Origin of the sequence: Simkania sp. (assembly GCF_965215465.1) — a bacterium.
Lineage (GTDB): Bacteria > Chlamydiota > Chlamydiia > Chlamydiales > Simkaniaceae > Simkania.
Window position 1 is genome coordinate 1,954,732 of record NZ_OZ244056.1, and the last position, 13,897, is coordinate 1,968,628.

11 protein-coding genes are annotated in these 13,897 nt (G+C 43.6%); 8 read left to right on the forward strand and 3 right to left on the reverse strand.

The genetic code is table 11. The features are described 5' to 3' along the window. The first annotated feature begins 54 nt into the window (after positions 1 to 54). From ACOOFG_RS09250 to ACOOFG_RS09280, 7 genes are all read left to right on the forward strand, one after another. A complete protein-coding gene (locus ACOOFG_RS09250) occupies positions 55 to 924 on the forward strand; it encodes a metallophosphoesterase family protein (protein WP_420421185.1) in 870 nt (289 codons plus the stop codon). Further along, the gene (locus ACOOFG_RS09255; protein ID WP_420421186.1) at positions 917 to 1,342 is read left to right on the forward strand and encodes a YkgJ family cysteine cluster protein; all 426 of its coding nucleotides are present in this window, start codon (positions 917 to 919) and stop codon (positions 1,340 to 1,342) included. The genes ACOOFG_RS09250 and ACOOFG_RS09255 overlap by 8 nt, the downstream gene beginning before the upstream one ends. Positions 1,343 to 1,533: 191 nt before the next feature. Then, positions 1,534 to 3,279, forward strand: a complete 1,746-nt coding sequence (locus ACOOFG_RS09260; protein WP_420421187.1) for a phospho-sugar mutase — start codon at positions 1,534 to 1,536, stop codon at positions 3,277 to 3,279. Beyond that, positions 3,276 to 4,025 (forward strand): SDR family NAD(P)-dependent oxidoreductase, encoded by a 750-nt coding sequence (locus ACOOFG_RS09265; RefSeq protein ID WP_420421188.1) that lies wholly within the window; start codon positions 3,276 to 3,278, stop codon positions 4,023 to 4,025. Before ACOOFG_RS09260 ends, ACOOFG_RS09265 begins: the two co-directional genes overlap by 4 nt. 424 nt (positions 4,026 to 4,449) lie before the next feature. Next, complete coding sequence (locus ACOOFG_RS09270) at positions 4,450 to 5,463, forward strand: hypothetical protein (RefSeq protein WP_420421189.1); 1,014 nt, start codon at positions 4,450 to 4,452, stop codon at positions 5,461 to 5,463. 37 nt (positions 5,464 to 5,500) lie between these two features. After that, positions 5,501 to 7,828, forward strand: a complete 2,328-nt coding sequence (locus ACOOFG_RS09275; protein ID WP_420421190.1) for a hypothetical protein — start codon at positions 5,501 to 5,503, stop codon at positions 7,826 to 7,828. A 20-nt stretch (positions 7,829 to 7,848) separates the two neighbouring features. Then, positions 7,849 to 8,376, forward strand: a complete 528-nt coding sequence (locus ACOOFG_RS09280; RefSeq protein WP_420421191.1) for a ubiquitin-like domain-containing protein — start codon at positions 7,849 to 7,851, stop codon at positions 8,374 to 8,376. A gap of 4 nt (positions 8,377 to 8,380) precedes the next feature. Here the strand turns inward: ACOOFG_RS09280 and ACOOFG_RS09285 are convergent, their stop codons facing one another. From ACOOFG_RS09285 to ACOOFG_RS09295, 3 genes are all read right to left on the reverse strand, one after another. After that, the gene (locus ACOOFG_RS09285) at positions 8,381 to 8,845 is read right to left on the reverse strand and encodes a hypothetical protein (RefSeq protein ID WP_420421192.1); all 465 of its coding nucleotides are present in this window, start codon (positions 8,843 to 8,845) and stop codon (positions 8,381 to 8,383) included. Positions 8,846 to 8,854: 9 nt separating this feature from the next. Beyond that, positions 8,855 to 9,643, reverse strand: a complete 789-nt coding sequence (locus ACOOFG_RS09290) for a macro domain-containing protein (protein WP_420421193.1) — start codon at positions 9,641 to 9,643, stop codon at positions 8,855 to 8,857. A 401-nt stretch (positions 9,644 to 10,044) separates the two neighbouring features. Continuing rightward, entirely contained in the window at positions 10,045 to 12,162 is a 2,118-nt protein-coding gene (locus ACOOFG_RS09295) for an HD family phosphohydrolase (RefSeq protein ID WP_420421194.1), read from the reverse strand. Positions 12,163 to 12,285: 123 nt separating this feature from the next. On the opposite strand from ACOOFG_RS09295, the gene dnaX reads away from it, so the two are divergent. After that, positions 12,286 to 13,827 (forward strand): DNA polymerase III subunit gamma/tau, encoded by a 1,542-nt coding sequence (gene dnaX / locus ACOOFG_RS09300; protein WP_420421195.1) that lies wholly within the window; start codon positions 12,286 to 12,288, stop codon positions 13,825 to 13,827. Positions 13,828 to 13,897 lie beyond the last annotated feature (70 nt).

Below are 13,897 nucleotides of genomic sequence, written 5' to 3' on the forward strand. Positions count from 1 at the left end.
TTCTTCCAAAAAGTGTAAAATCTTTGCAAATAACCCATCCTAGGACGGCAACTTTTGCGGATTGCACACATATCAGATCTTCACTTTTCTAAGATCTCCAAAGGGATCGGTCAGTTCTTTTCCAAAGCTTGGATTGGAAACTTAAATCTTCTTTTCAATCGCGGCTATGATTTTTCCCCAGAGCGCCCTTACGCTCTGATTGACCCTCTCAAACAAGAAAAAGTGACTGACATCATCGTATCCGGTGATTTAACAACAACCTCTTCCCAAGCGGAATTCCAACTTGCAGAGCAATTTATCGATAAGCTCAAAGAAGAAGGCTTTCAGGTCTACCTCATTCCAGGGAACCACGACCACTACACCAAACGCGCTCATCGACGCCAAAAGTTTTACAAACACTTTCCTTCAAAGCACAGCTCCGATTTGCCGTATAACTTAGCAGATCACGGAGTCACAGCAAAAAAGCTGACACTGGGATGGTGGCTTGTTCTGATGGACACGACGCTGGCAACGCCGCTCATGTCCTCGAACGGATACTTCTCAGAGAGAACTGAAGCCTCTCTTAAAAAACTGCTTCAAGAAATCCCCTCTCAAGATAAAGTTCTTCTCGTCAATCACTTCCCCTTCTTTCAACACGATAAGCCAAAAAGACGGCTAAAACGGGGAACCGTTTTAGAAAAACTGTTGCAAAATCACCCTAAAGTTCAACTCTTCCTACATGGTCACACTCACCGTCGCTGTGTGGCAGATTTACGCGAAAATGGACTGCCTATCATTCTTGATAGCGGATCAACAGCCTATTGTAGGGGATCTTGGAACCTGCTTGACATTGAAAAAGACACATGCAAATTGCAAGTCTTTTCCTGGAAGGATTCCAACTGGTCCCAGCTCGAAACGCACAATTTTAGGTGGAAAAGTGAGTGACCTTTCACTTCTTAATGATGTTTGGTACAAAGATGGACTCCGTTTCAAATGTACCGGTTGCGGCATGTGTTGCACAGGCGAACCGGGTTATGTTTGGCTAGAGGAAGAAGACATCGAGCGCCTGTCAAAACGACTCAACTTGCCACGTGAAGTCTTTCTTAAAAGATACACACGCCAAGTGGGCAACCGCATTTCTCTCACAGAAGATCCTCAGTCTTACGACTGCGTTTTTCTAAAAGATAAAAAGATCTGCACACTCTATGAAGATCGCCCGAAACAGTGCAAAACATTCCCCTTTTGGAAAGATGCCTTAAAATCTCCTAAAGCCTGGGAAGAAACAAAAGAACGCTGTGAAGGAATCGATCATCCCGATGCTCCCTGTATCCCTTTAGAAGAGATTCAAAATCAACTTGATTAAGTTTTTCTTCTTGCTAATACCATTCGCAGCAAATATATTCACAAAAAAGCGCAGAGATTTCCGCATGAAAATCGAGCTTGGAGATCGACGCCAACCACTTGTTGGTTAGCGAGATCGAAAGTTCAATTTTAACAGGAAAGATCAAGCTTAATTTGTGAAAATATTTACTAAGAATGGTATAAATTGAACTTATGACACTACCACCAGAAGTTCAAAAACGGGCCCTGCAGTGGCTTAAGCCTCCGTTTGACGACGAAACAAGACACCAAGTCCAAAACCTTCTCGATCACGATCCTGAAGCACTCATCGATCTTTTCTACACAACGATTTCATTTGGAACGGGAGGCATGCGTGGTGTGATGGGAATTGGCACCAACCGTATGAATCCCTACACCATCCGTGCGGCCACACAAGGACTTGCCAACTATATTCTCAAGCAAAAAGAAAACGACACTCCCCGCGTTTTCATTGGTTACGATTGCCGTAAAAACTCACGCAAGTTTGCTGAAGAAACCGCGCGTGTTTTAGCCGCCAATGGCATTGAAGCCCACGTCACAAAAGAGCTGCGTCCCACACCTTATGTTTCCTTCGGCTGCCGCCACCTCGATTGCATCGCTGCTGTGATGATTACTGCTTCTCACAACCCACCTGAATACAATGGCTACAAAGTCTATTGGAGTGATGGTGCCCAAGTCGTTCCTCCGCACGACATTGGAATCATTGAAGAAGTCAAAAAAGTGGAACGCCAAGAAGACGTGAAAATTGTCCCTTTTGATCACCTTCTTATTCATGAAGTCGGACAAGATGTGGATGATGCGTACTATAAAGCGTTAGCTCCCCTTCAAAATTTTCCCAAAGACAACGAGCAGTCTGGTTCAAAACTCAAGCTTGTCTACTCAAGTCTCCATGGCACTGGAATCACCTTGATGCCAGAAGCCTTAAAACGGTGGGGCTTTACTGACGTTTCGTTTGTTGAAAAGCAAATCATTCCTGATGGTTCTTTTCCAACCGCCCACTCCCCTAATCCCGAACAAACAGAAGCTCTCCATTTTGGCATTGAGCAACTCTTACGCGAACAGCGAGACCTCTTCATTGCAACAGATCCTGATGCCGATCGGATAGGAGTGGTTGTGAATCACCATGGGGAAGCTGTGATCCTGAGTGGGAATCAAGTGGCAGCTCTTTGCCTCTACTACCTTTGCACCACAAAAAGCAAACTGGGAACTCTACCTGAAAATGGCGCCGCCGTCACAACCATTGTCACAACGGATCTTTTTCCTCTCATTGCAACCGCCTTCAACTTAACCTGCTTTCAAGTTCTCACTGGCTTTAAATATATTGGTGAAAAAATCCACGAATGGGAAAATGGCTTATTTTCCTTTCTCTTTGGCGCCGAAGAATCGCTTGGTTACCTTTATGGAACCCACTCGCGTGATAAAGATGCCATGATTGCTGGCTGTCTCTTATCTGAAATTGCCCTTCAAGAAAAAGCAAGAAACAAAACCCTCGTTGATTACCTTCATAACATCTACCACCAGTTTGGCCTCTTTCGAGAAAAACAACTTTCCGTCTCCTTTGGAACAGGAAGAGAAGGGGCTGAAAAGATGACGCAGCTGATGAGCGAATTAAGAATGGCTCCCCCAAAAGAGATCTGTGGACAGCAAATCGTCACCTACGAAGATTATCAGACAGGGGTCAAAACACATGCTCACTCTGGAAAAAAAGAGAAGCTCACCCTTCCAAAATCAAACGTTTTAGTCTTTGTCTTAGAAGATGAAAGCAAGTTCATCATCCGTCCGTCTGGAACAGAACCCAAGATTAAAATCTATGGTATGGTTCGCCAAAAGCTCAAAGGGGATGTCAATGAAGGACTGCAAGCTTGTGATAGACGCCTCGATAAAATCCTCAAAACACTCAAAGAAAATCACCTCTCATGAAACGGGCACTCATCACAGGTGCCACCTCTGACTTAGGTCAAGCTCTAGCAACGGCGCTAGCAAAGCAAGGCTACACCCTTTTTCTGACCGCGCCAGATCCCAAGAAACTTGAAACACTCAAGCCACTTGGAAGTTGCCTTGCTGCAGATCTTACCTCAGCAAGTGAGCGGCAAAACGTCATAGAGTGGATGAAAGACTATCCTCCCACTCTCTTGATCAACAATGCAGGCACCGGTTTGTATGGCCCAGCTTTAGAAAGCGAGACAAGTGAGCAGCTCGCACTTCTCAAACTCAACGCCGAAGCAGCTCTCGAGCTCTGCATCGAAGGAGCTCGCTGTATGGAAAGACCTGGAACCATTCTCAACATCAGTTCAGCAGCAGCATGGATGCCCTATCCCTGTTTTAGTGTCTACAGCGCCTCAAAGCGATTCTTGCTCGATTTTTCCCAAGCTTTCGATGCCGAGGTCTGCCACATGGGGATCCGCGTCCTTTGTGCTTGCCCAGGTCAAATCGCTACCTCTTTTCGAGTTAAAGCCTCCAAGGGACGGTTTCAGGAAAAGACTCCTCTCACACTCTCTATTGAGAAGGTCGTTCGCAGCCTGCTCAAACAGATCGAGCGCAGGCAAGGAGTCAAAGTCATTGATTGGAGATACAGAATCCTCCTGATCCTTCTGAAGTGCTTGCCCTCCAGGCTTCAAAAGTCGATTCTATATAGAACCCTCTCCAAACGCGCCCTATCCAATTAACCATCAATTGTTTACACAAATAACTTAAAACCAGAATATTATATTAATATAATATATATTAAATTATTTATTAAATTATAATAAATAATTTGTTATAATTGTTAATAACTTTCAAAAATAAATGAAAGTGTAGGGATAAGGAAAGGAAGGAAAGAAAAGATGGAGACAATCCATCTGGGAAGATAAATTCTCTGAGATTGGCATTCGCCTATTCATTTCATTCGTTTCACCTCACTATTAAATATATAAATAACTAATTAACAATAGGTTAAGTTAAATTTTAGGGGCAAGAAGGGAAGATATTGATGGAGCAAACTCCATCGAAAATTCATTTTCACAGTTTGAGGCAAACCTCAATCTATTCAGTTTTTTCAAACCTCATTTTTACACCTAATTGATTAATCACTAATAAGTTAAGGGTAAAATGACACAAAAAATTACAAATGACAAAACTCAAGAAAAATTAACGGCGAATACTGAAACTGTTTCGTCAACAGACTCACAAGGACGTGAAGTCGCACAAGTAGCACCAAAGACAGGAAACTGTCTCTGGAATGGTTTATCATATATTGCTTCAGGGATAGCATCTCTATTTAACAGCTGCACAAACCCAAGCATTGACAAAGTTGATGCACCAGTTGTTTTAAAAAGCTCAAAACCAAAAAAACAAGAAGCTGAAACACTTTGGAAGCTTTTTATCCAAGATCCAGTGATTCAAAAGTTGCCCGAAAGGGAACAGAAACGCGTCTTTAAAAAGTGTTTAGCTGAGTATCAAACGAGCGTCGCTGCTTATGAAACGGCCGCTGGAGAAGTTGCTTTTGCTAATCCAAATGCTCAAAAATTTGCAAAAGATCTATCTGGCCGTCTTGCTGCTGTTGTTGAAGCCTATAACGCTATATGTGAAGAAGAAAATCCTTCTAGCGCAAGCAACCCTCTTTTTACTAAAGAGTTTATGGCATCCATGCGCTTAGCTCAGCTGTTTGGAAACGACTCAACAGGATCGGGAAGCGTCGGAATGAGCCCTCTGACAATCATGGGCGCCTTAAAACAAGGAAACTTACGCGAACGGATGACCTTAGCCTACCGCACTGTTTTCTCTTTTTTTGCAGCCCAAATTCTCGATAAACCAGGCATGATCGATAAAATCAACGCCAAGCTCAAAGAACAAGGCGCCGGGTTTCAAATTGATAAAGAACAGTTCGAGCAAGATCAAGCTAAAGGAGATGGGATCATCTCTCTTAATGGTCAGCGAACCATTAAGCAAGCTCCCGTTGTTGACAACTTCCGCAATGTTGAGAAAAAGCGAATTTCTCTACCTCAACCAACGAGAACAGAAGCAACTGGACCTGTTCTCTCAGAAATTACAGGCCTCTCATTCCGGGAAGCACGTGTTGGAACCAGATACGATGCATTCGATAGCACCCTCATAGCAGAGTAATACACGAAAACTCGAGTGGATCCCAGGCAAAGAATGGGTGGCAGTTGACCCTACGAGTACCTTTGCTAAAGAAACAGAAGCTCTTGGAAGCCTGCCTATGCTCACAGGCCCTTCAGGCACAACAGACGGCTTTATCCATGCAGCACGCTATTTAGGTCTAGGTGACCAAGCAGAAGAAGGCATGCTCGCTTGTGTCGGTTGGATGGTTCCGGTCGGAGATCACACCTTGCATGAAGTCCGCTCTGGAGCAGAATTTCATGGTGTTCCCTACTCAGGGCTCCCAACTGACTTTGCCACATTTGCTAGCTCAGACCCGACAGTCGTCAAGCAAATCAATGCAAAATTGCAAGAGCAAGGGCTAGAAAACCCAAGCCACTATTTTTCAGCTGAACATATACATGAAGTTGGCCACGATTTAGGAGTTGTTGATCAAGTCGAAGTCGATCTAGACGCAACACTCAAGCAAGCTATTGTTGGGGTGGAAGCCTATGATCTTGCAAATCTTACAGCTCCTGCAAAAGTCCAACAAGAGCTCAAAGCACTCAACCTTGAACTCAGAAAGCACGAGGCTATGATTGCAAAACTCAGCGAGCTTAGTCTTTCAACACCGACGACTGAACGTGAGAAAATCGCTGCGATTCGTGAGCGTAAAAAGGCTTTAATTGAAAATTACGAAGAACTTAAAGCCGCTAAGATGACGTTTGTAAGAGCAAACTTCGAAGGTGGAGATCGTGTTTACGCCATGTCGAATCCACGTGTTCTCAAGTCTGGCACTGATCTTTATACTTGTAACAAAGCTCCAAAGATCCAAAAAATCGTCTATGGTGCTGGATTCTCTGAGTTTACAGATGCTTCAAGATTCCATACAGGTTATGCAACAGACTACGTGCAAACAGGTCGTTTTGGCATGAACGAAATGGGCGAAATTGGCCACTATTTCTCTATTGGTCAGCCAGGATACATGTCGTCCGATTCGCCACATACACTTCATATCGCGCTCAATGAAGACCTGACAGGAACTTCAATCATGTCAGTGACAGAGCTTAAATCTGCTGGATTCTCAGACTTAGAGATTGAAGAGGGATACCGCAGAATCCACCAAGAGTACCCTTACCTTCAAAACGATGGCCTTCCACCAAAAGACTCTGAAGTTGTCATCCTTAGAGCACAAGGAAAGGTCGATATCGTCGAGCTCATTGAAGGTCAAGATCCATTTAGTCCTGGAACTTGGACACGACGTACTGTTGGAAACTATGCTACAGCGCACAGTCTCCCATCAGACCAAGTCCATAGCTCTTGGGCAAACGCAACTGTCCCAACTTACAAGACAAATGCGGAAAGAATGGAAGCTCTCGTCGAGCAGGATTTAGATGGCGTCACAAATGGCATTGTCGCATTTGACCATGTCGACTTAGACGCTCCTGCACTTGTGAAACAAGAGCTAAAAGCGATGAACTTAGAGCTCAGAAAGCTTGAAGCAACATACATTAAGCTTGATCAGCTTTTTGACACAACGCCTCCAACTGAGAAAGGAAAAATAGCTGAAATCCGCAGACGTAAACAGGAAGTGGCTCAGCAATATCACAGCCTGAAAGAGAAGAAAGCTCAATATGTTAAACTGAACGTTAGCTTTGAGCAGCAAGTCTATGCGATGTCGAATCCTCGCGTTCTTAATGCAGGAACCGACCTCTACACTTGTAACAAAGCTGAAAAGATCCAAAAGATCGTCTACGGCAAAGGGTTTTCCGAGTTTGTTAATCCAGATGCTTTCCACTCAGGGCACGCAAGTGACTATGTGCAAACAGGTCGTTTTGGGATGAATGAAATGGGCGAAATTGGCCATTACTTCTCTATTGGAAATCCTGGATACATGGGACCAGACTCCCCACACACTTTGCATATTTCGATCAATAGAAACGTTGCAGGAGCCTCAATCATGTCAGTCACAGAGCTTGAATCTGCAGGCTTTACCAAAGAGCAAATCGAAGAAGGATACCGCAAAATCCACCAGGATTATCCATTCCTTCAAAATGATGGCCTTCCACCAAAAGACTCTGAAGTTGTCATCTTAAGACCTCAAGGTAGCTTTGATATCGTCGAGCTCATTGAAGGAGTCGATGCATATGATTCAAGCACGTGGACAAGACGCACAGTTGGAAGCTATGCAACCACACACAGTCTTCCATCTAGTAATGTGCATGCATCTTGGGCAAACGTCATTGTTCCAAAATACAAGACAGAAAGTGCGCGTGTAACGCCTCAAAGTCAGGTCTTGCCAAAACCTATGAAGACTGGAACTCCAACAAACGTCAACAAAGGCGAAGATAAAAAGAAAGCAGACACAACTGTCAAAGTGACAACTTAAATAAAAAATAGAGAGAGAAAATGCCTACAATTTCAAACCATGCATACATTACTGAACCAAAATCACCAACAACAGCAACAAATCCTCAAAAACAACTCCAAACCTATCTTGAAAGTGTCCCAAAAAATCTATATAAAGCTTTCAATCGTTGGCTCATTTTACCAGAGCTGAATACCGAAGCAGACTGCCAAGCAGCCGCAGCAAAAATTAAAAATCTGGCCAAGAAAAAAGGAGCAGGATTTAGAGGAGACTTCATTCCTGTTACAGGGTTTGGTAAACATTCTAAAGGAGACAAAATTTCCTTTACTCTGCTTGATCCGAAAACACCTGTTGGACAAATTAAGAAAGAAATCTCAAAGCTAACCAATATTCCAGTCAATGAAATTGGGATTAGCTTTCTGAGCATGAGGAAGCTCGATGATGAAACAATCTTCACGGATGATTTGAACTGTCACGGCAAGGGTGGAGAAAGATTTTGGATTAGACAAAATCCCGCTTCACCTCAAGCTCTTCAACCTAAATTTTGGGAAGAAGAAGCTGGAAAATAGAGTGCTATTCTGCCCGCTTTGAATCAGAAGATGGGACTCGGGTGAGCCAAAAGTTTTCGCCCCCGTTTCCATTACAATTTAAATCGGTGTGAAGTGAGAAATCATCCCGTATGGGAAATAGGTTTTGAAAGCTGATTCGAATCTCATTCACTGGCACACCAGTAAGAGCGGAGATTTGATCTTTCATTCGCCCTACTGTAATTTCACGATCTAAAAGGTTAAAAGAAATCGAGTTTCCACACTTGAACTGTCCAAAATCTGAGCGAAGTTTAAAATTGCCTTTGAACTCTGCCCCTTTTTTAGCAACTTGCTCCATTTTTGAAGCCGCCGCCACGAATTCTTCAGTCGAAGACATCGCTGGCAAAATAAAAAATCGACCAAATTTTTTGAACAAATTTTGGGGAACCGAATTGACGAATTTCTCGATAGCTGCCGAATCCATCGCAGAAAAATCTAAAGCTTTTGACATGCTTAAACCTTATGATTGAAAAACTTTTTTATAGGCTGTCCATTCCGTCTCTTTCGGAACAGACAGGATGACGGTCTTCACATTCGAGCCGCCGTTTTCAAGATAATCTTCTATCGTTCTTTTCACTACCTTTGCCGCATCTTCTAACGGAAACGCATAAAAGCCGCATGCTACACAAGGAGCCACAACTGATTCCAATTCATATTTATCGCAAAGGTTCAGACAGTTTTCGTAACAGCTTGCTAACGCTCGCTCATCTCCTGCCCCCGACTCTAAAAGAAGAGGGCCTACAGTGTGAAGTACGTATTTTGCTGGGAGGTCGTATCCTTTTGTGATGACAGCCTCACCAACCTCGCATCCATTGAGATAGGCGCATTCTTTCACGAGATTCGGCCCCGCACCTTCATGGATTTCCTGATCAGCAGCACCACCACCTAAAAGGGTCTCATTCGCTGCGTTGATGACAGCATCGGTCTCAAACTGATTAATCGGTTGTCGGACTAAATAGACATCAATTGATTTTTTTCCATCCATCGATGTCAACTTCGTTTTGAAGGAAGCTTGTTCAGGGACTTGATCAAGGGTGAAGTACTGTTCCACCCGGTAGAACTGCTGGCGAGTCAAACGTGAACTATCGCAGACACTTCCCCATTCACTCAGAGGAATCTTAAAATTAGCTTCTGCTCGTTTATCCTCAAATGGTGCCAGACGATACTTCAAGCGGGCTTGATCGTAAGCACTCAATCTAGAGTAAGCATCTGAATGTAAAAGACTTGAACTAACTTCTCTAACCGACATAAACCCCAATTGTTAATAGTTAATTTAACAATAAGACTATTGTACCTTACACATGCATAAAAAACCAGAATAATACACTTTTCGAAAAAAATTAAATTACTTCATTTCAGTAGTTTAAAACATTTTTTTTGATGCTGGATATTCAGTAAATTGTAAATTTTAAACCGATTGTCGAATTCGGTTCAAAGTGACAGGCTTATTGGCGCAAAGTCGACGATGACGTAGGACTGCGATCTAGTCGAGTCTGAAGGGATTTTCAATTTTCTTCTGCAGATTTAAAATGACAAGTTGGCTGCATATTTGATGAAATTAGGGACCAATTTGCCATATGGAAGATGTTCAAGCAGGTTAAAATTGATTGTACCCTGGGGTATTGAGGAGGAACTTTTGATTTGAATGAATTAGGACTGTTTTTCTGGGTATTTGATGCGGAGGTGACGGGCGACAGCTAGGTTCTTGATAATCGTCCGCTTGATGGTTTCAAACTCTTTGAACGTCAGTTCGCATGAGTCAAACTGTCCATCTTCAAGTTTTTCCCCGATGAGCCGATCGACGAGTTCGGTGATCGACTCCTCGCTAACCTCTTCTAGAGAGCGAGAAGCAGCTTCCACCGTATCAGCCATCATGATAATTGCCGATTCTTTGCTATGAGGCTTAGGACCAGGATAGCGGAATTGACTTTCGTCAACAGCATCGACATCGCCTCCCATTTGCTCCACCTGCTTACAATAAAAGTAGTAAACAAGAGTCGTTCCATGATGCTCACGGATCACATCGATGAATCCTTGTGGCAGTCCATACTTGCGAGCGAGCGCCTCTCCATCAGTCATGTGGGCAATGATCACCTGAGTCGATTCTAAAGGTGTGAGAAGCTGGTGAATGTTGAACCCACCCATTTGATTTTCTGTGAAATAGTGTGGGTTGGATAGCTTCCCAATATCATGATAAAGGGTAGAGACGCGGCAAAAGAGTCCATTGGCTCCAATCGCTTGCGCCGCTGCTTCAGCAATACTTCCCACCACAAGACAGTGTTGATAGGTCCCTGGAGCTTCGACACTGAGTCGGCGAAGTAACTCATTGTTGGGATCCATGTATTCCATCAAAGTAATGTCTGTCATGATATGGAAGATCGATTCAAAAATGGGAAGTAGCCCAACAATAAGAATCGAAGTTAGGACAAGAAATGCAAACGTGCTTGTCAAATCAGAAAGAATGTACACGTTCCAAAAAACATCTTGCGCAAAGTTATAGACAAAGAAAATAGGGATACAGGCCACCCAAATTTTGGCACAGACGACAAAAACTTCCTTCCGTTTACGCATATTGCGACAACTTAAAACAGCCACAACACCAGTGATGAGGTTGGCTGTTAAAAAACGGCTGTGATCCACTGCAAGAGAAAGTCCTAAAATAATTGTCAGTAAAAAGGTCGAAAAAAGGGCCAACTCGGCATTGAGCAGGACGGTGATTAAAATGGCAGCAAAAGGAACAAAGACAGGGTAGCGCACCACTTCAAGCAACCCAGTGGCATTACGAAGTAAGAAAAATTCAACCACTTTTGCCAGAAACAGAGTGAGAATAATGATCGTTGCATAAAGGGATAGCTTTTGAACTGAGTGGTAAATTTTGGGATGGCTCATGCGGAAATAAAAAATACCCAAAAATGTGATGATTGTTGCGAAAATGAAACTGCTTAAAAGAGTGAGCGGCTCCCACAGTTTGCGCCCTTCTGCAATGGCCTTTTTCATCGCTTGAACCATTGCAATGTGAGAAGAGTTGATTTTCTCTCCCTGGTCGATAATCCGCGTTCCCGCTTGAATTCTACGGTACTTTTCAGGAACTGTTGTTTCCACCATTTTTCGCAAAGTGCGTTGCGCAGATGTGTCTTTTTCAAGAGGCCAGGAAACGGTTTGAAAGTAATCTAAAACGTAAGCAACAGTGGGACCTTGAAATTTCTTTTGATCCAAAACTTGAGTTTGAATACTTTCCCAAAAGCTTTCAGGCAAAATGATCGAGTTTCCATCGAATGAAGGAGGAAGAAGGTAGTAGCTATCTTTGAGAAGTTTGAGAGTTTTAAGACGTTGCAAGGAGCGTTGATCGGAAAAGCGAGCCTCTAAGAGAAGATCTTTCACTTCGTCTCCCGCTTGATACATGTCTTCAAACGTGCTGTTCGGAAGAAGGTTACGCCATCTTTGGTCGTGAATCAAAAAATTATCAAACTGAAGTCGTTTTTTTTCGACAGCTTTTGAACTGAGTTCGTAAATGGCACCGATATCTTGGGCAGATTGTTGGCGCAGAATGACAGTCCCTTCTTCATCAGGAAATTCAAAGTCGACTTGTGCAACAACGTAATTTTTGGCGGAGCTATCAAGCTCTAAGATATCGACTCGCACTTCACGAAAATGAATAAAAAACGCAAGTGCAAGCAAAATACATACAGCGATTAAAAGCCGCTTTCCCAAGTGATCCTTCTGAAGCGCCTGGATCCACTTGGGTTTTTCCTTTGGTTCTTCGGCCATTAAAAAAAATGCCTTTCAAAAAACGAAGTGGTTTAACTCCAATGTAGCACATTTAATGTTTTTCTGACTCTTGATATTTTTCCAGAGGAAAGCGAGAATAGAATTTTAGAATCTCGAGGAAGCATGACAACCTATCAAGGCCTGGCCAAAAAATACCGACCTCAAAAGTTTTCTGAGGTGTTCCAGCAAGATCCGATTGTGCAGACAATCAAAAATGCTTTGCGTCTTGGGCGCGTCGGCCATGCCTACATCTTTTGCGGGACACGTGGAACTGGAAAAACCACACTCGCCCGCCTCTTTGCAAAAGCCTTGAATTGTCACAACCTTTCCGATGATCAAGAACCCTGTAACAATTGCCCTTCTTGCAAAGAAGTCGTCTCGGGCCACTCGCTCGACGTTATCGAAGTCGATGGCGCTTCCAATCGAGGCATCGATGATATCCGCAACCTCAACGAAACTGTTGGCTATGCTTCTTCTGCAGGTAAGTATAAAATTTACATCATCGATGAAGTGCACATGCTCACAAAAGAGGCTTTCAACGCCCTTCTAAAAACTCTAGAAGAGCCTCCCGAACATGTGATTTTCTTTTTTGCAACGACTGAGCCCCACAAAGTCTTACCCACAATCATCAGCCGTTGCCAACGGTTTGACTTAAAGCGGATCTCCCCTGAAAAAATTTTGGAAAAACTGAAACAAATTCTCCTAGACTTAGGATTCCAAGCTGAAGAAGATGCCCTTCATCTCATTGCCGCACACGCTGATGGAAGTCTGCGGGATGCTGAATCACTTCTCGACCGCCTTCTCTGTTTTCACGAAGGGGAAATCACAGCTGAAAAACTCTCTGAAACCCTCGGCCTCGTTTCTCGTGACCTCTTTTTTAAACTCGATCAAGCAGCGCACAGCCACGATCTCCTTTTTGCCTTTCAACTTTCTGAGCAAGTGTTTAATGAAGGGGCCCACCTGGAGTACTTCTTAGAAAATTTGGCAAATCACTACCGCCACCTTCTTGTCATCAAACTGGGCAAAGCGCAAGAACTCAATGCACTTCTCACCGCAGCCGACAAAGAAAAGTATCTCAAGTCCGCCGCCCTTTATACCCAAGAGCAATGTTTAGAAATTCTCGATATCTTGCGTTCACAACTGGAGCAACTTCCCAAAAGCCCTTTCAAGCGAATCGACTTAGAAATCTTGCTGCTTCAGATCATTCGTTCGATGAAAAAAATGCCACTTGATCAGTTGGTGCATCAACTTGTCGAACTCAAAAGCGCCGTGTCGCAAACTCCCACGGAGCCAAAAGAAATGACTTCTGCTAAGGAAGAACTTAAAGCCCAAGTTGCCCCTCTGATTGAAGAACCCTCTCCTCCCAAAAACGTCACATCGCCAAAGCAGGAAGCTCCCCCTTTACAACTTGTTACAGAACCTCCTCCGCAGCAAGAAGTCCCCACTCCACAACCAGTGACCACCCCTCTTCCGAAATCAGAGCCTCCTTCACCCGCTCCAGAAGAAGCCACTCCGCCGCCACAAAAAGCTCCGCCTCAAGCCGAAGCACCTCCCCCTCAGATTCCTGCTGAAAAAATCGACAACGCAGTTCAAAAAAAGATTCGACACGATAAAGTCATGCGCTTTGCCAGTGTGGAGCTGAACGGCTCCATACGAAAAGGATGAAGTTTAATCAATTTTTTGGTATCATTAAGATCCTGAGACGAATGAGAAAAATCTCTGAGAATGAGTGAAA

Bases quoted from the DNA above. Each gene is read 5' to 3' on its own strand.
- ACOOFG_RS09265 (WP_420421188.1), top strand. From the start codon at position 3,276: ATGAAACGGGCACTCATCACAGGTGCCACCTCTGACTTAGGTCAAGCT.
- ACOOFG_RS09295 (WP_420421194.1), bottom strand. From the start codon at position 12,162: ATGGCCGAAGAACCAAAGGAAAAACCCAAGTGGATCCAGGCGCTTCAG.
- ACOOFG_RS09260 (WP_420421187.1), top strand. From the start codon at position 1,534: ATGACACTACCACCAGAAGTTCAAAAACGGGCCCTGCAGTGGCTTAAG.
- ACOOFG_RS09285 (WP_420421192.1), bottom strand. From the start codon at position 8,845: ATGTCAAAAGCTTTAGATTTTTCTGCGATGGATTCGGCAGCTATCGAG.
- ACOOFG_RS09270 (WP_420421189.1), top strand. From the start codon at position 4,450: ATGACACAAAAAATTACAAATGACAAAACTCAAGAAAAATTAACGGCG.
- dnaX (WP_420421195.1), top strand. From the start codon at position 12,286: ATGACAACCTATCAAGGCCTGGCCAAAAAATACCGACCTCAAAAGTTT.
- ACOOFG_RS09280 (WP_420421191.1), top strand. From the start codon at position 7,849: ATGCCTACAATTTCAAACCATGCATACATTACTGAACCAAAATCACCA.
- ACOOFG_RS09290 (WP_420421193.1), bottom strand. From the start codon at position 9,643: ATGTCGGTTAGAGAAGTTAGTTCAAGTCTTTTACATTCAGATGCTTAC.